Raw genomic sequence first — 17,546 nt, forward strand, 5'->3', positions numbered from 1 at the left:
GATCGCTTGTAACGTAAAATTAATTTCCATCCAGCATTTGCTAACACCTTGACGCCCATGTTTTGCGACTACCTGATCCAAATCCTGACTGCCCGTGTGTATGATGTTGCCCAGGAAACACCATTGGAGTATGCCCCAAATTTATCTGCGCGGCTGAATAATCAACTCCTGCTGAAACGTGAGGATATGCAGTCAGTATTTTCCTTTAAACTGCGGGGTGCTTATAATAAGATGGTGCAACTGCCACCAGAGATATTGGCGCATGGTGTAATCGCAGCGTCTGCGGGAAACCATGCTCAGGGAGTCGCCCTTGCAGCCCAACGCTTGGGAACTAAAGCGATTATCGTCATGCCAATAACCACACCCCAAGTCAAGGTGGACGCGGTGAGAATGAGGGGCGGAGCAGTCGTGTTACATGGAAACACTTACGACGATGCTTATAGCTATGCCCGTGAATTAGAACTAGAAAAAGGATTGACCTTTATTCATCCCTTTGATGATCCGCATGTGATTGCTGGACAGGGAACAATCGGGATGGAAATTTTACGGCAATATCAGCAACCCATCCATGCGATTTTTGTGGCAATTGGCGGGGGCGGATTAATTTCTGGAATTGGCGCTTATGTGAAACGGTTGCGTCCTGAAATCAAGATTATTGGCGTTGAACCAGTAGATGCTGATGCGATGTCTCAATCACTCAAAGCCGGACATCGGGTGCGCTTGTCCCAAGTGGGGTTATTTGCTGATGGTGTAGCGGTGCGGGAAGTAGGTGAAGAAACCTTCCGTTTATGTCAGCAGTATGTAGATGAAATCATTCTGGTGGATACAGACGCTACTTGTGCTGCGATTAAAGACGTGTTTGAGGATACGCGATCCATTTTAGAACCAGCCGGTGCATTAGCGATCGCAGCTGCCAAAGCCTATGTAGAACGAGAACAAATTGAAGGACAAACCTTAATTGCGATCGCCTGCGGTGCAAACATGAATTTTGATCGCCTCCGCTTTGTGGCAGAACGGGCAGAGTTCGGCGAACGCCGGGAAGCAATCTTTGCAGTCACAATTCCTGAAGAACGGGGAAGTATTCGCCAGTTTTGTGAATGTATTGGCAACCGTAATCTTACCGAGTTTAATTATCGCATTGCCGATGAAAAAACAGCCCATATTTTTGTAGGAGTGCAAATTCAAAACCGTGCCGATGCTGCAAAGATGGTAGAAACCTTTGAAGCTCAAGGATTTGAAACTCTTGATTTAACAGACGACGAACTAACTAAATTACATCTGCGGCACATGGTGGGTGGGCACTCTCCCCTAGCTCACAATGAATTGCTCTATCGTTTTGAGTTTCCCGAACGTCCCGGCGCATTGATGAAATTTGTTACTTCCATGAATCCCGCCTGGAATATTAGTCTTTTTCATTACCGCAACAACGGCGCAGACTATGGGCGAATCGTTGTCGGTATCCAGGTTCCTCCCCACGAGATGGAAGAGTGGCAAGCTTTTCTCGCTGACCTCGGCTATCGCTATTGGGATGAAAACAAGAATCCGGCATATAAGCTGTTTTTGGGATGAGGGGGATGAGGGGGATGAGGGGGATGAGGGGGATGAGGGGGATGAGGGAGAAATAATCAATGCCCACTCCCCACTCCTAACTCCTAACTCCTAACTCCTAACTCTCCACTCCCCACTCCCCACTCCCCACTCCCCAATTTACCGAGACAATATCAGATTGGAGTCCCAAGTATAGAAGCCAATTTGGTTAGGAACCCTAGAGAATTTGCCTATCCGATGGCCTCTAGATAATTCATTCAGCACTTTATTTTTGATCTCTCTAACTTGGTGAGAATCTATTTTTCCATAGATTCCGGCGATGACTTCAGCGACGCTGAAAACTTTACCTGGATTTTGTTCTAACAGAGAGGTGAGGGCATCAATTAAGAATAAACCCTCAAAGTCTTTGAGCATTGGTACTGTTTTTGTCAGGGGTACGAAAGGTTTCTTCTTTTTGTTTTTGATGCTTTGATAAGCATTATTGCCATTACTTGGGACTACCAAACTTAAATCCAGAGTATAACAACCTGGCTCATTGGGAATAGTTACCCAGTAATTCCTTTCTCTGCCTTGGGTGAGGGAAGATTGAACCCTACCTTTAACTACTTTGAATAGATTGGAATCTAACTCTCCATAAAGCGATCGCACGATAAAATCAATATGACAGACAGTGCCTCTTTGCTCTTGCAATAGCTGTTTTATGGCTTCCATGCGCGAGAGAGCGTGCTGATATTGAGGTAGCATGGGGATTTCTGCCACCTTCGTTGAACTATCGTTGTTCTCCGTGGGTACCTTTGGATCTAGCGATGTAGTTAGAAGTTGACTTTCTTTTGTATCAACAGCAGCAGAAAAGGAATTATCTATCCCAACCAAGTCTTTGTCTTTTCGTTGTGACTGTACAGACTTCACCAAGTTGATTTGGTCGATGTCATCAAGGGGTGATAAAAACCGCAGAAAGCCTTCTTGGGAAAGATTTGAGGTTTCATCAGCCGCCGTCAGTCTTGATATCTGTTTGTCAGCATCAGAAAAAGACCAGTTAGATAATAACGCTTCTACATGATCCAGCTGCTCCCGCGCCTGCACAAAGAGGCGTTCATACTCTTCTGTAAGGCGAGCATAATAGTCTCGTAATTCCAACAGTGGTGAGACAAAGGTGCCCGGAGGTGGTTCTAATTGTCCATTTTGAGTCATAAGGCTTCAATCAATTTAAATCGATGTCACTTTTGTAAGACATTGCTCTAGGTTTTGCTTTGTGAGATGTTGGCTGGGATTTCTTAGGCGGTTGGGGAGGGCGACATGTCTCACAATATAAGGGTCGAGGTCCGAAAGTCTCGCGCTTTGTCAGTTCGTTACACTCTTTACAGACAAACTGAAAAACACGAGTATGAATCTCTCTTTTGTGCGCCCTGACAGTATATTCTCTAACATCAATGGATTTACTTGCCATAATCAGAATTGTAAATTGCCGTCGGATCAATGTCCTATCAATATAGCTATTCAAGCAAATCAAACTGCATCAGTGTGTGTTTATGTAGAAGTTTTATTCAAATCAGCGAATTTGACGCCTAGCATAAAGTGCAGATGAGCGACTTGAGGGTTAACTATTGACTATCCTCTCAGCATATAATTACTGATGAGCAAACACTACTAAGTAGGTGGGTGGGAAAATTTATAAGTATGTCATTGCGAGTGAAACGGAGTGTAACGAAGCAATCACAAGGACTTTGGCGGTTTTACATTTTGTTACATAGTTAGGTTAATTTGTGCCTACCTACTTACCATTTCTTAGCCGCAGGCGACTTTCATCGCCCTGATTAGAGAGATTGGGGATGGGGAAGTACAGGATGATTCACTTCCACTGATTGGCAACTCAAGCGAATTTAGGGACTGACAACAAATAAATTACCCAATCTTGTGGGGTATTTTTTTATTTGTCAGTCCCTTATTCGGTCATGGTATGATTCAATTCAGTGGGCATGGCCACAAGTCCATTGGGCTAGATGATATCAGACGGGTTATACCTGCAATCATTGTTTGACCCCAGAATCCCTCGTTTTCTAAACGGGGGAGTGTGTCAATGCACTCCTAACCCCTCTTCCTGATGGTCTACGGTGTATACACAAGTCTTAAATAGTTTACAAAGAAAGGCAGAAGGCAGAGGGCAGAGGGCAGAAGGAAAGAAGTATTAATAAAAACTTTAGTTGTGGGTTTAAAGCCCACTAGTATAAAAAGATTTGTGTCGAGATGCGTAGCACGAGACACAAGGTGTCCTTATTTCAATCCCACGTTTTTAAACGTGGGTTCCCTTCTGCCTTCAGCAAGAACTGCCTTCTGCCTTTTGAATCACCTGGTTTTTCGCGTCAAATTACCCCACCTAACCCTCCCCGATGGATTGGGGAGCCACTGCGTTGGGCGGGCAATGCCCGACTTGAAGCAAGTGGCGTGAGGGAACTAGATTCCTATTTCCCCCCAATCCATCGGGGGGATTAAGGGGGGTAATTTGACTTGTGTATACACCGTAGCTTCCTGATGGTTGAGGGGTGATGCTTTAGTTCAGATAGGGTTGGTTTTGTCTGTTGAAATTTGTTTGGTGATTTTTGTAGTTATAAATTGCCAATAAGTTAAAAGCCTTGTTGTTGACCGGTGCGATCGCTGCACTTCTTGGTTTACAATTTGGCTTCTCAAATTCTCTGACATCTTTGAAAATAAGGAGTGGGGAGTGTGAAAAAGAAATTTTCATTGTTCTTTGTAAACTCTGTTCACAAAGAACAATGAAAATTTATCATAAATTAAAGGGTTTAATACCCCTACCTCTACACGTAGTCTCAGTTTCAGTCTGGATTTAAACCCCGACTGAAAATGTCTTTAATTTTGAATTTTGAATTTTGAATTTTGAATTGTTAATTCCCTCCTGCCTTATTTTCAAGGCAGGTTTCGTAAATTAAAGGATAATGTTGTTTGCGACTACTGGTGGTGCGCCTATAAGCCGAACTTCAAAGTCAGCAGACAGATTACCATCAGTGTTCGCTTGGAGAATACCATCTAAATAACGAACCTGACCGGGTGCGGTGAATGCGGCAGCCCCAATGAAAGCGAAGTTTTGCTTGCCCCCGATAGTGGAGTTGGCATCAATGTCAGATAGATCGATTCGATCACCTGGCAAGTTACCGTTTCCAACAAAGTCAGCGATCAGATCCCGTGCAACAGGAAGACTATCTGAAACTGAGCTGAACTTGAAAACATCGTTACCTTGTCCTCCAATGAGAATATCAGTCCCAGCACCGCCAACGAGTGTGTCGTCGCCCAATCCGCCAACGAGTGTGTCGTTGGCATTACCACCCAGAAGGACATCGTTGCCATCACTGCCGTTAATGTAATTGTTGCCATCAGAAGCGAGAAGGACATCGTTGCCACTACCACCGTTAACGATATTCCTGCTAATACCATTGAGAGGGACATCGTTACCATTACTGCCGTTAACGGTATTGTTACTACTAGTGCCGTGAATACCACCACTAGCAGTGTTAACGACATCATTACCAAAAATGCCAGTGGGTAAATCGATACCGTTGATAATTGCCATTAGTGAGCTTCTCCTAGAATTTAAAGGGTAAAAAAATTACCTCGCCACTTCCCTACCAGAAAACGGTGTTGCTGATTAAGAGTATGAATTTGGTTTCCCCAAAGGCGCAAAGGAAACAGTTTCAAACATTAAATTTTTGAATTTCACACTTTTATTTAGTAACGCCGAGAAAATAAGGCAAAGAAGTAACGAGTGGGAAGAAATAACTGAACTACAGCTGATATCAACAGGTCTTTGCTGTTAAGTCTGAAGATGTGAAAAGATTTGAGAAGCACTGGATGTATTGATGATGTTGGCATCAAAATTGTGCCAAGAATCATCTTATATCCTTGTACCTTATGTCTTCACTGGTTCCAGTAGTAGGCTGCTAGGGAACAAGCAGATTTTCTCCTACGGAATTGCATGAGTCTTAGGATGTTGTGACTGTATTCATAATACTACAAGACTATGATATTACCCTCAAGCGTACTTTTTTCTATCTATAAGAAAAAATAATTAATCCTCTTTTATTACTCTCGCCAGAAAAAAATCTGAAACCTTTGTTCAGATAGGGTTAGTTTTGCCTATTAAGATTTTTTTAGTGGTTTCTGTAGTTATGTAAGTAAGTGAGTGTGAATAATTAAAGCCGCGTGCCTTTTGTCACAGTTGGAGCGTCTTTGGCTTTGCACCTGAATTCTTGTTCAACATTAGACATAGGAGTGAAATTGAAGAAGAATTCAGAATCCAGAATCCAGAATTCACCAATCTTTCAGTCGGGGATTGGGACCGGCGCAGGAATTGTTGACCACCAAAAATTCTAGTTTTGTGGGGGTGCAAAAACGCCGATTATTCATCCGCTTTTTCGTTCAGAATACCCTTCTTGTATTCTGACTCCTGACTCCTGAATTCTGTTCGATAACGTAGGCACAATACCCTGCGGGAAGCTGCTTTGCGTCTACATGAATTGTGCCTACCAAGGATTTCGGGCAAGGCATAATTAATTTCACTAGATGTCGATTATACCTCTTGCATAAATCAAAAATAGGAATCCCACTCCTAAAAGCAAGCCCTTAGAAGTGGGGTATTAGGGACTTTTGCAAGAGGTAGATTAAAAAATTAAAGGATAATGTCGTTTTGCACTACTGGTGGTGCTCCTACAAGCCGAACCGCAAAGTCAGCCGACAGATTCGCATCAGTGTTAGCTTGGAGAATACCTCCTGAATAACGGATCTGACCGGGTGCGGAGAATGCGGCAGCCCCAATGAAAGTGAAGGCTTGGTTGCCTGCTTTAGTGGTGTTGGCATCGATGTCAGATACATCGATTCGGTCGCCTAGCGAGTTACGGTTTCCAACAAAGTCAGTGATCAGATCCCGTCCAGCAGGACTACTATCTGAAACTGAGGTGAACTTGAAGACATCGTTACCTGGTCCTCCAGTGAGAATATCAGTTCCAGCACCGCCAACGAGTGTGTCGTTGCCATTACCGCCAGTGAGGATATCGTTGCCACTACCAGCGACAAGGAGATCGTTGCCATTACCGCCAATGAGAGTATCCTTGCCATTACCAGCGTTAAGGACATCGTTGCCATTACCACCGTCAATGTAATTGTTGCCATTGCCGGCGGTAATCACGTCGTTGCCCGATCCGCCAATGAATCTATCGTTGCCACTACCACCGATAAGGACATCGTTGTCAGCAGTGCCGTTCACGGTATTGTTGCCGCCACTAGTGCCTTTCACGATAGTGTTGCTGCCAACAGCCTTGAGAATGTCAGCCACATTGCCAAGGTTGCCCAAAGTGTCAACGTTAATTAATGCCATTAATGAGGTTCTCCTGTAAGTTAGAGGGTAAAAAAATTGAGGGTAAAAAAAATTACCTCGCCACTTCTCCATCAGAAAACTGCGTTGCTGATTAAGAGTATGAATTTAGTTTCCCCTAAAAGCGCAAAGGAAACAGTTTCAAAGATTGAATTTTTGAATTTCATACTTTCATTAAGCAACGCCGAGAAAACAAGGTGGAGAAATAACGAGTGGGAAGAGATAACTGAACCACACCTGAGTGAAACAGGTCTTTGCTGTTAAATCTGAAGATTTGAGAAGATTTGAAAAGCACTGGATGTGTTGGTGATTTTGGCATCAAAATTATGCCAAAAGTCACCTTATACCCTTGTGCCTGATATCTTCAGTGGTTCCAGTACTAGGCTGCTAGGGAACAAGCAGATTTTCTCGTACGGAATTGCATAGGTCTTAGGACTTTTTGCTGTATTCATAATACTACAAGACTATGATATTACGCTCAAGCGTACTTTTCTCTATCTATAAGAAAGAATAATTAACCATCTTTTTTACTCTCATCAGAGCAAAATATAAAACCCTTGATTTTAGATAGGATTTTTTAATCTATATCGGAATAAAAAGGTCGTGATAGTGAGTAAGTTGGTGAGGAAAAACTAAATCATCTAAAAATATGTAAACGAGGAACTAAGCTTAATCCAAGCACATCTCACAATCTTTACAAAACTTTACATAGTTACTTTTAATAGCACCAACCTACTTACACTAGGGGGTAGTTTGTTTTATTTATAAAACAAAAGTGGCATTCATTTGTAAAGACTGAATACCACTTTGTATTTTCTCAAAATTCCTGATGACAGAGATATTTTATCCAGGTAGAGTTATTCCAGTGAGTGCGATCGCACTGCACAAAGGTAAGTTCTAGCTGTCCCAAATATCCGCCAAGCAGCATTTGCAACGGTTTTTTTGCTTGCTCTTGGATTGCTTGCAGGCGTTTTTGGGTTTATTGCTGGATGCGTTCGGCTCGTTGTAATACGCCAGCGCCGCTTCTATTTGGTTGATAATGGGATTAGCATCCGCCTCTTGGCTCAAGTCTCCTTGCTGAGTGACGAGTTTAACCAAGATTTTCGATCAACCTCAGACAGGTGATCTCTGGCGACAAGCCGCTTCTAACGGCAAGCTCAGGCAACGCGCTTGCTTCTTTGCAGGAGTACGCGTCTTGGCGCAGTGCTAAAGCTTCGCTTTAGGATCATTGAGTAATTTTTCCAAATCGCTGCTGATAAGCTGTTCCACATCTAGCTTACCTTGTTGATCAACGAAAATCGGCGGGAATCCCATCCCAACATTCTTGGGTATCCGGGATAGCCGCCCGCCTTTCCATTGTCATTAGAGACGCGAGGAAAAAGCGTCTGTACTGTCATTAGTCATTGGTAAGCTGTTGCGTATTTAATTTGTATATTGGACGCGGGCTTTTCGGCCCGCACTACAATATTTTTGGATTTTCGTGTTATACAATTTAGCTGCACATCAACTTACTAAGTTCCTACTAAAAATTACATCTGATAGATAATTTATTCGCATAAATTTAGTGAGTTTTAAAACTAATATTTTAGACAAACTTCTGTGAAATAAAATAGTTAATATCTAATTCTTATCAAACAGAATTCATCATTTATTTGATACTTCAGACTTTTTACTAAATTTAGATAAAAACACCTATGTCTAATGATAGAGATAAAAGTTATTCCAAGCGATTGATGAAAACTCAACCTATATATGTATTAATGAGAGCTATTACGAGCTATGAATTAGTGAATAATTAATTTTTGCTGAGGAGAAAAGATAATGGTTGTAGGTTTACATAAACGTGGTGTCGGTGTATTTTCTAATCGTCGAGATGCTGAACATGCTCTACATGAATTGAAAAAAGTCGGCTTCGACATGAATAGAGTCTCTGTGATTACGCAGGATGGAGACAAAGATGATATTGCTGGAGCTGAAGTGCGCGATCGCGTCGGTGATAAATCTGACGAAGGCGCTAAAGTCGGAGCAGCTACAGGCGGCGCTTTGGGCGGATTAACCGGCTTATTAGTCGGTCTTGGGACTTTGGCAATTCCTGGAATCGGGCCAATTATGCTGGCTGGAGCCGCAGCAACAACCCTAGCTACTACCCTCGCTGGCGCAGGTATTGGTGCAGTAGCTGGTAGTTTGCTTGGTGCATTAATTGGTTTAGGGATTCCCGAAGAACGAGCCAGAGTTTACGACGAACGTGTGAGACGGGGACATTATTTGGTTATCCTCGATGGCACAGATACAGAAATCGTCAGAGCAGAAGCAATTTTACATCAGCAGGGTGTGGAAGAGTTTGGCATTTACGACAACCCAGATGCGACAAATGCAACCACTGATTATGTTACTCCAACTCCTACCTCGGCTCATAGCGGTGTTGCTAGACGCGCGATCGGAGTATTTTCTCATCGTCGAGATGCAGAAGCAGCACTTACAGAATTACGAGATGCAGGTTTTCCCTTAGATAGAGTCTCCATCATAGCCAAAGATACAAACGGTCAAGGGATCGCTGGCGTAGATGTAGATAGAAACGTCGGTACAGCTAATAAAGCAGACGATGGCGTAAAAACTGGAGCAGCTACAGGCGGTGTTCTAGGCGGCTTGACTGGCTTATTAGTTGGTCTTGGGACTTTAGCAATTCCGGGAGTCGGTCCGGTGATTGCAGGTGGTGCAGTTGCAACAGCTTTGGCAACAACAGCGGCTGGGGGTGCAATCGGTGCAGCAGCTGGGGGTATTGTTGGCGGACTTGTTGGCTTAGGAATTCCTGAAGACAGGGCACGAGTATATAGCGATCGCTTCCAAAGAGGCGACTACTTAGTAATTATCGATGGTACGGAAGCTGAAATCCACCAAGCTGAGGCGATTCTCAAACGTCGAGGTATTGAAGAATTTGCCATCTATAATGCCACTGATATCGGCGAACATCGCCCAGGTTTCGACCGAGTAACGCAGCACGACACACCAGTTGTTAATAGCGATCGCAGCAATTACTTAACAGAGCCTAATAGAGATGATCCTGCTGTAGTCATTGTTGACCGTCGTGATGAAACACTCTAAGCTAAGGTAGTTGTCACTCAGACTGATTCTCCAAAATTGCCGGAGCAAGAATTTGAAAACTTTGCTCCTGAAGAGGAAAACTTGCTCCTCACTTGTGCCGTAAATCTCAACAAATTTCACTTTCCGATTCCGAATTAAACATATGCAAAAGCTAACCCCCTTTTTAATTAGCTGCCTTTTGGTTTTTGGTGTTGCTGGTTGTGATAACGCTTCTAAAACTAGTGAATCTGCACCTAATAATCCTAATGAAGCTCCCCAAACACCGACCGCAAAAACAACAGAAGCTGCTCAACAAGACGCACAAAGTGAAGTTCGCAGAAAACAAGCTAATTCTGATATTCGCGCCCGTGAACAACGCAATAATACCACTGGTGGCGATACACAACGAGCCAAAGGTGACTTAGCAAGTGAAGTTCGCTCCAAGTTGGAGGTTAACATACCCAAGAGTCAACTAACAGTTAATGCCGCAGACGATGGGACTGTAACTGTTGGAGGAACTGTGAACAATCAAAAGGAGTTAGCTAAGATTGAACCTTTATCTAAGCAAATTAAAGGTGTCAAAATTGTAGTTGTTAAAGCAACTGTTGCCCCACCAAAACCATAAGGCAGCTAACAATAAACCTAAGTGACTAGGTAGGCAGAAACAAATTAAGATGCTCCTGCTAAATCTTAGTGGTCAGTAATAAGTATAACTGACTACTAAGAGGATATTTTAAAAGTATTGGACGAATATAATTCACGCCATGTGCGACTTTCTCTGAAACCTAACCCCCAACCCATTACGCCAGGTGCAACCCTAGTTGGCTCGCCGCCCAACGCACTGGCTCCCCAACTAGGGTTGGGGAGCAAAAATTAAAGCCTCTCCCTGCTTGCCTAACGGCAGGCTGATGCCAACGGGGAGAGGAATGGAAGCGGGGTTCCAAGAATAAGTTGCACATCGCGTTAATTCGCTATTAGACAAATAAACTCCACCTCCGTGGACTACTAATACAAGGGAACTCCAAAAAATAAATTATTCCATCTTGTGGGATGGGCATCTTGCCCGTCCTTTGTGATTAGCGAGCTTTTCGGCCCGCACCACAAGAAATTTTTGGATATTTTTTTATTTGTCAGTCCCCAAAATCAAGAGTTTGCTAACCCGCAGAGGCAGGTAAAGTCTCGTATAGTCAAGCCATTGAATTCTACCTTGCGGTAGTGTCGCCCAGGTAAGTAATAAATTAAGCTTTATAAACATCCTCTAATAATTGACAACTGGTGATATCAATAATTGTATTTATTGATACTCAGTTCAGTTATACAAGCTCTTCATAGTCACCGAAAAGAAAAATTATGGAAACCGAACAACAGCAACGCGAATCGATCAATGCCTCCTTATCACAAGGTACGCTAGCACTTGAAGGTATAGATACTGCAAACTTGCCAAGGTTATCACCAGCGCCTGAACCTGAATCTCAATGGCAACAAATTACCAGACAAATTACTCAATTCTTGGGGCAATTTCCCGAATACTTAAGTAGCTTTTTTAACAACTACAAGCAGCCTCTAGTAACCGTTGCTTTAATTTTAGCGGCGATCGTTACAGCGAAGGTAGTACTAGCAGTACTAGATGCAATCAATGATATTCCACTGCTATCACCACTCTTTGAGTTAGTTGGAATTGCTTACGCCAGTTGGTTTATTTTCCGTTATCTACTGAAGGCTTCAACTCGGCAAGAATTAGTCGATGAAATTCAATTACTGAAAAACCAATTTGTGGGCGAATAAATTTCCCAACGATTAAACTAGTATACTGTGAAGCACTTTAGTGCTTATTTTATAAGCACTAAAGTGCTTACTACAAACCCTCAAAGCTAGTTTGATAAAGTACTAGCCCCACCAGACTAGTCGGTATAGTTTGTTAATTAAATATATATAATTGAAAGGTTCACATTCCCTACTTCTCTAAAAAGTCGGGAATTTTGTAACTATCGTATTTTGCATGCAAAACGCAGTAAGGGCACAATAGTGTTCACTGGTGTTGTAAGGTGTTGCGCCTTTAATTTGCACTAATATTTTTTCAACATGGTTGTGGGGTGGGCAACATGAGCGCCCTGATAATGCAAGTTGTATACATAACAGCTTACCATTTCGCCGAAACCCTGATACATATAGATTTATCGTAGCGGCACACAAAAAGCTCATACGTGTCAACTTCAGTTGAAAGCTTGTCGAGAGCAACTTTTTAGAGATTGTCTCGTTCCCAGTCTCTGACTGGGAATGCCTAATGTGGGGGCTGCCGCCTCTTGACTTGCGCCAGAAATGAACGTAAGTTATTAAATTAGAAGTATTTAACCGGACTTAAAATTAGTCTTTTGGATACATCAAAAGATAGAGATTATAAGATTATTTTTAATTTCAAGTCACTTCTCAAGATAGTAGCTCGAAGATGAAAAAAAGCCTAATCTAGTTTTTGAGATTATTCAATACATTCTTTAACGAGGACATAAATTATGGCTAATGAAGCAGTTAAGAGAGACATAGATTCATCTGATCGAGCTGAAGTCGATACATACGATCGCGGCATTATCCCAGCTGAAACTGCTGCTCGAATAGAAAGAGAAGGAGATAAGTACAAAACACTCCCTACAGAAGAAGGTCAGGGGGATGCATCTACCAATGAGCAAACTGATCCAGAAAGCATACGCACCACTGACGGCTATACCGTGGACAAAGAAGGTTTGTTGAACAACTATGCAGTTGAACCAGAAATGTACTACGAAGAACCAGGTGATGCACGCAAACAAGCAGCAGAAGATACGGCAGAACGTATTGAAGAACTTGGAGAAATTAATCAGGATGAGGAAGGCAAGTTGACCGATAAGGGTGACAAACGCGGTAGAGGTCCAGGAGTCATTTAATTTACATCATCCTTTTTCCTGGGTGCAATTACACCTAAGAAGGCTAAATAGGCGGTTTGTAGAGACGCAATGATTGCGTCTCTACTTGTAATTATTAAATGTATGCTGTTTGAGAATTTTATATAAGCCGATACTTCCTGAACTGAATTTTTAATAAAGCAGAGGTGATGTAATCCCATCCACAAATCGATGCGATCGCTTCGACAGAAATAGAATCAAGAACCTGTTTGAGCTTGTGTCTTAATTAATCTAAGTGGGTGCAATGTTCCAATATTGATAAACAAAAGAGAGAAGTTAACTAAAAGACTGCAAAAAATCGCAGACTCTATTACTTAATTGTGCAATTATAGCGGGATAAGTTTAAATACATATCTTATGCCTATGCACAAACTACAACAATATACGTATTTTATTATAATTATTTAAGGTTTTTGGCTGGCAAATCAGTTTATATTGACTAATCTAATCTTTTCCCAACAAAAACCTATGAACCTATACCGATTTTATTTTATAAGAATTACCATTGAAACAAACAATTGAAAATCGGTGTGTGTCATATGGCAACTAAAAAGGAATTTAACAGCTTTGAAGAGATGCTGTCTGCTTCTGATGTACCTGTATTAGTAGATTTTTACGCTGACTGGTGTGGCCCCTGTCAGATGATGGTACCAATTTTAGAGCAAGTCAATGCTCAACTTAGCGATCGCCTGCGAATTGTCAAAATCGACACAGAAAAATACACAGATTTGGCTACTCAGTATAAAATTGCCTCTCTCCCAACCTTAGTACTATTTAAGCAGGGTCAGCCTGTGGAGCGGATAGAGGGAGTGATGCAAGCCCCGCAGTTGGTGCAATATCTACAAACAAAGATTTAAGCTAACACTTAGAATTTTGATTTTGGTTCTTAGAGGCGCGAAATGTCGTGCCTTTTTCAGTAGCTAGTAATATACTGTAGGGTCGCGCCCCTATGCATTGGTGTCAACTTAAGGTAAAAGCTCGTCTAGAGCAAGCTTTTAGAGATTGTCTCGTTCCCAGTCTCTGACTGGGAATGCCTATGTGAGGCTCCGCCTCTTGACTTGCGAGAGAGCCGCAATGAGATGCATTTCCAGCAAGAGGCTGATTACAACAAAATGCCGCTATGATGGCTGCTTTAGTAAGAAATGCTCCAGAATTGAAAAATCGAGCTATTAAAGACTGGATAAAATATGGTTTACTTTGTAAGCTTTGGAGTAACATAATGAATAATTATGATTTCAAAAATAATGTTATATCAGAGTATAAGTCTTCACAAATCTTATTAAAAGATCATCAATAAAATAACAAGTTTTTATGTTTAAAGCAGGTAATGATAACTGGAAAACACCATTAGGATATTATGAGAAAGCAATTGAAGAACTCAGGCGTAGCCGTGAAGAGTTACAGGAAATGAAAGCAAATCATTTGCATAATTATAATATTGAATCAAATTTTGCAAGCTTTAAAACAGAAATAAAGGAATTAAAATCTGAGCTTCAGACTATGCAAGAGCGATTGGCAAATACTGAAGAAACAGCAATAGAAGCTCAGATGACTTTAGCTGAGACTCAAAAATCCTCACTAGCTGCTCAAACTGAACTACAAGCTTTGAAAGAAATTATGACTGATGAACAAAAGTCAAATTATCAAATTCTCGAAGAATTAGGTCAAATAAAAGAGCAAATATCTCAATTGCCATCTAAAGTTTTGGAAACACATTCGCAAACATCAATTATTAAATCTTTATCAGATGTGCAATTACATCTGTCTCAATTGGCAGCAGAATTAACTCTTGTATCTCATACTACTGGTATAGATTATAGAAAATTGCAGGAACTACTAGCAGAACAAAAATGGAAAGAAGCTGATAAAGAAACCTACTATACTATACTCAAAATATGTGAGCGTGAAGGAGAAGGCTGGTTAGATGAGGGAGAAATTAAAAAATTTCCTCGTCATGACCTTTATATTATTAATAAGCTCTGGGTTCAATATAGTGAAGGCAGATTTGGTTTCAGCGTCCAACAACGTATTTGGCAAGCCAAGAAAGATTCTAAGCGCTTTGCTTATAAAGTTGGATGGTTAGCAAGTCTTGCCAATAGTGAATGGGTTAAATATGAGGAATATACTTTCAGCTTAGATGCTCCTAAAGGACACTTTCCATCTATATCTCGGTTAGTGGGTTTAGATTATAGAAACGTTGGCGAGGTTCAGCATCGAATAAAGATTTTTTTGTTGCGATACTAGTGAGACAGGGCAATATTGTTATTACTGTCAACTTTGTTATCCAATCTCTAAATCCCCCAATTTATTGGGGGATTTTGACCCTAATCCCAATATCTTAAAACGTAAAAGTAGTCCGAAGTACACCTACAGTCGTTGTCTCATTGTTGCTGTTACCTTCTGGATTAAAGAGAATAAATGCACCAGGGGTAATGCTGATATTATCGCTAACTTGAAAGCGGTAATAGGCTTCTAAATGGTAAGGAGTCGCCCGATTGTCGCCTGTGGGGGTAAGTTGAGCAGAACCACCAGCATCAGTACGGTAAAGCGGCTGACCAAAAAGAATCCCGGCAGTGTTCCCTGACTTGAATAAATCTTTGAAGTGAACTCCCGCCATCCAACTTGTAAAGGTAGTAGAAGCATTCACGCTATTTGAAGAAGCATCAACAAATATTGCTGCACCGTAGCCAGATAATGCTATTTTGGGAGACAATCGCCATGTTACCGTACCGCCAACAGAGTTGAGTGTGATTGGTGTTCCCGCTCCAACTCCTGCTAAAGCACCAATATCACTACTAACTAATCCTGTAGCCAAAATATTGATTTCGTGATAACTGTGGGCATAGTTTAAACCAATATCCAGAGCGGGACTTGGCTTGAAGGTTAACTGTGTGGCAATAATACTACTACCACTAAATAAACCTGCTCCCAAAGGTGTAGTAGAAACTCCTGGTACTGCCTCAGTAGCAGATTTTTGGGGTAAATTGGCATTTACACTGCCGTATAAAGCTCTTAAATCCAAACTTGGCGAAATGTTAAAAATAAATCCCGCCGCCGATGCTAAACCAGTACCCGAAGTCCCACCAGAAACCCGTAGCACAGGATTTAAGCCGGCAAAACGAGAGATTGACTCTTGTCCTTCACCATAAAAAGGCGTAATTGCTGGGAAAGCATCTGATGTTTCCGCCGCAGTTCCCGCAAACAAGGTTAATTTATTAGCGACGGGAAAGATATACAGCAATTTGTAAAGCTGAACACTGTTTGCGCCAACACTCGACAAAGTATTGACATTTAACCCCGGAAATTGCGGCTCAAAACTGGTACGTGCGCTACTCGCAGTTAAAAGCGGCGCAGCTAATCCTAAACTTTCTTGCAGGCTACCCTGTCCATTGGCTCCACCCAAAAAGTTATAAGCTTGCAATCCAGTAATTAATAAATCTTTACCAGTAAAGCTAGTGGTGAGATTTAACCGCACTCTATTGACTAGGATGATGTTCGAGTCGCTGTTATTAGGAGCGCCTCCGCTAGCACCAACACCAGCAATAATTGCCTCTCCACTAAGTTTAGTAGTCGTAGAAAACTGATTTGCTTCTAGTTCTGCTGTGCGAGCTTCTACAGCATCTACTCGACCCCGCAATGTTGCCAATTCTGCCGCAAATTGTTCTTGTAGTTTCTGCAACGTGGCTAAATCTTCTTTCTTGGTCAAATCAGCAGTTGCAGTGGCAATAAGTTCGTTGATTCGGTCTAAACAAGCATTTAAGCCAGCAGCAAATTCATAGCGAGTCATCGCCCGATTACCGCGATAGGTTTGATTGGGATAACCTGCGATACAACCATAGCGCTCGACTAAAGATTGGAGTGCCTGAAAAGCCCAATCAGTCGGCTGTACATCAGACAATTGGGATACGGATGTTACTTGTGCAAGTTTGTATGAGGTTGGAGATGAACTTGCAGATTGTGGTATGATTGGCTGCCAAAAGTTAACAGCAGAATCTACTCCTAAATCTTGAATTTTTTGCTGTTCATTGACTGAGGGTAATTTTTTTTGAGTTTCATCAGCTATCAGCAATTTACTGGAGATATTATTTGCTAAATTGCTTTGATGAGAATCATTTTTTTGATAGCTGCCATAATCTTGATTAACAGCTACGTTTTTATCTGCAATTTCTAAACTAGGAAGGGCTTGCACAGGTGATAACCCGGCAATTAAACATAAAAATCCCATCCCACTAGCAGAACCTAGTAGATATTTTGCCATGAGAACTCCCAACACCTATAAAATAGTGAAAAAATGAATTGCGATTTTCAAATGGATTGATAAGTAAATTTAAAGTAGATTTATAAAAAAATCTTATTAACTTTAAATTTTAGATATCAGGATTTTTTTTCTGAATTGACTTACCAGAACATCAGCTTATATCGCAAGTATTAAATTATAGTAAATACTATTTTGGGAAAGAATCAACAACAAAGGATATTGGGAGTTATTATAATTACTATTGGCAAAATAATAATTATATCAGTCTGATTTTGTGATAACGAATAAAGATATTGAGCCGAGGATTTCGGCTCAATACCTAACAAAGAATAATTTACTCAAA

The 17,546-nt window shown here is 41.5% G+C and carries 14 protein-coding genes; 7 read left to right on the forward strand and 7 right to left on the reverse strand.

Annotated elements, in window-relative coordinates; translation table 11 throughout:
- Positions 1 to 57: 57 nt before the first annotated feature.
- On the forward strand, positions 58 to 1,569 hold the full coding sequence (ilvA, locus tag V7K27_RS17890; protein ID WP_334949523.1) for a threonine ammonia-lyase, biosynthetic: 1,512 nt from the start codon (positions 58 to 60) through the stop codon (positions 1,567 to 1,569).
- Positions 1,570 to 1,707: 138 nt separating this feature from the next.
- Here ilvA and V7K27_RS17895 read toward each other — a convergent pair whose 3' ends face one another.
- From V7K27_RS17895 to V7K27_RS17915, 5 genes are all read right to left on the reverse strand, one after another.
- Positions 1,708 to 2,739: a hypothetical protein gene (locus V7K27_RS17895; RefSeq protein WP_334949436.1), complete on the reverse strand. Its 1,032-nt coding sequence runs from the start codon at positions 2,737 to 2,739 to the stop codon at positions 1,708 to 1,710.
- Positions 2,740 to 2,749: 10 nt separating this feature from the next.
- Complete coding sequence (locus V7K27_RS17900; protein WP_334949437.1) at positions 2,750 to 2,995, reverse strand: hypothetical protein; 246 nt, start codon at positions 2,993 to 2,995, stop codon at positions 2,750 to 2,752.
- 1,101 nt (positions 2,996 to 4,096) lie between these two features.
- Entirely contained in the window at positions 4,097 to 4,288 is a 192-nt protein-coding gene (locus V7K27_RS17905; protein WP_334949438.1) for a hypothetical protein, read from the reverse strand.
- Between the two features lie 201 nt (positions 4,289 to 4,489).
- Complete coding sequence (locus tag V7K27_RS17910; protein WP_334949439.1) at positions 4,490 to 5,131, reverse strand: calcium-binding protein; 642 nt, start codon at positions 5,129 to 5,131, stop codon at positions 4,490 to 4,492.
- Positions 5,132 to 6,226: 1,095 nt separating this feature from the next.
- Positions 6,227 to 7,003 carry a calcium-binding protein gene (locus V7K27_RS17915; RefSeq protein WP_334949440.1) on the reverse strand — a complete coding sequence of 259 codons (777 nt, stop codon included), beginning with the start codon at positions 7,001 to 7,003 and terminating at the stop codon, positions 6,227 to 6,229.
- Between the two features lie 1,746 nt (positions 7,004 to 8,749).
- Here V7K27_RS17915 and V7K27_RS17920 point away from each other — a divergent pair.
- Together V7K27_RS17920 and V7K27_RS17925 are read left to right on the forward strand one after the other, a co-directional pair.
- Positions 8,750 to 10,030: a histidine kinase gene (locus tag V7K27_RS17920; RefSeq protein ID WP_334949441.1), complete on the forward strand. Its 1,281-nt coding sequence runs from the start codon at positions 8,750 to 8,752 to the stop codon at positions 10,028 to 10,030.
- A 142-nt stretch (positions 10,031 to 10,172) separates the two neighbouring features.
- Entirely contained in the window at positions 10,173 to 10,634 is a 462-nt protein-coding gene (locus tag V7K27_RS17925; RefSeq protein ID WP_334949442.1) for a BON domain-containing protein, read from the forward strand.
- A gap of 228 nt (positions 10,635 to 10,862) precedes the next feature.
- Here V7K27_RS17925 and V7K27_RS17930 read toward each other — a convergent pair whose 3' ends face one another.
- The gene (locus V7K27_RS17930) at positions 10,863 to 10,991 is read right to left on the reverse strand and encodes a hypothetical protein (protein WP_334949443.1); all 129 of its coding nucleotides are present in this window, start codon (positions 10,989 to 10,991) and stop codon (positions 10,863 to 10,865) included.
- A 368-nt stretch (positions 10,992 to 11,359) separates the two neighbouring features.
- Here V7K27_RS17930 and V7K27_RS17935 point away from each other — a divergent pair, with 368 nt between their 5' ends.
- The 4 genes from V7K27_RS17935 (at position 11,360) to V7K27_RS17950 (ending at position 15,189) form a co-directional block, all read left to right on the forward strand.
- Positions 11,360 to 11,794: a CAAD domain-containing protein gene (locus tag V7K27_RS17935; protein WP_334949444.1), complete on the forward strand. Its 435-nt coding sequence runs from the start codon at positions 11,360 to 11,362 to the stop codon at positions 11,792 to 11,794.
- Positions 11,795 to 12,519: 725 nt separating this feature from the next.
- Positions 12,520 to 12,927: a hypothetical protein gene (locus V7K27_RS17940; RefSeq protein ID WP_334949445.1), complete on the forward strand. Its 408-nt coding sequence runs from the start codon at positions 12,520 to 12,522 to the stop codon at positions 12,925 to 12,927.
- Between the two features lie 557 nt (positions 12,928 to 13,484).
- Positions 13,485 to 13,802, forward strand: a complete 318-nt coding sequence (gene trxA, locus V7K27_RS17945) for a thioredoxin (protein WP_292791451.1) — start codon at positions 13,485 to 13,487, stop codon at positions 13,800 to 13,802.
- A gap of 454 nt (positions 13,803 to 14,256) precedes the next feature.
- Positions 14,257 to 15,189 (forward strand): GUN4 domain-containing protein, encoded by a 933-nt coding sequence (locus V7K27_RS17950; protein WP_334949446.1) that lies wholly within the window; start codon positions 14,257 to 14,259, stop codon positions 15,187 to 15,189.
- Between the two features lie 94 nt (positions 15,190 to 15,283).
- Here V7K27_RS17950 and V7K27_RS17955 read toward each other — a convergent pair whose 3' ends face one another.
- Positions 15,284 to 17,203, reverse strand: a complete 1,920-nt coding sequence (locus tag V7K27_RS17955; RefSeq protein WP_334949447.1) for an iron uptake porin — start codon at positions 17,201 to 17,203, stop codon at positions 15,284 to 15,286.
- Positions 17,204 to 17,546 lie beyond the last annotated feature (343 nt).

This window comes from Nostoc sp., from assembly GCF_036919575.1.
Lineage (GTDB): Bacteria > Cyanobacteriota > Cyanobacteriia > Cyanobacteriales > Nostocaceae > Nostoc.